The sequence below is a fragment of the Paraburkholderia sp. RL17-373-BIF-A genome (assembly GCF_046030175.1).
In the GTDB taxonomy this organism is placed as follows: domain Bacteria; phylum Pseudomonadota; class Gammaproteobacteria; order Burkholderiales; family Burkholderiaceae; genus Paraburkholderia.
Genome location: NZ_JARESO010000477.1, coordinates 1 through 348 on the forward strand (window position 1 = coordinate 1; position 348 = coordinate 348).

Below are 348 nucleotides of genomic sequence, written 5' to 3' on the forward strand. Positions count from 1 at the left end.
TTGAAACACGACGCTCGCCTCGGCGACGACTCGCACCGTCCGGTCGCCATATTGCATCAACTTACCGATCGGCGGGCAGACCGCTGGCCTGCGCCTTCCAGGCGCCTTCTTCATGTCGCCGAACCCTTCGACGCATGTGGCTTGCGAGCGGGTGACCCGCCCTTCCGGACTGTGCCTTTTGACTGCGGCGAGCTCCGGCGCGCCCCGGTTCCCGGGCGTGATGCGGGCGCAGTGAGCGGCTGGCGCCGCAGGATCTCGAGTTCCTGCGCGTACGCGCTGTTGGCCGCCCGGATTGCATCGAGGTGCCCCTGCAGCACGCCAGCCTGATGACGCGCGTCGCCCAGCTGT

General features: G+C 68.4%; 1 pseudogene. It reads right to left on the bottom strand.

The annotated features are described in order from the left end of the window. Window positions 1–110: 110 nt before the first annotated feature. Window positions 111–348: pseudogene (locus P0D80_RS51450) on the bottom strand (DNA-binding protein); the annotation flags it as partial.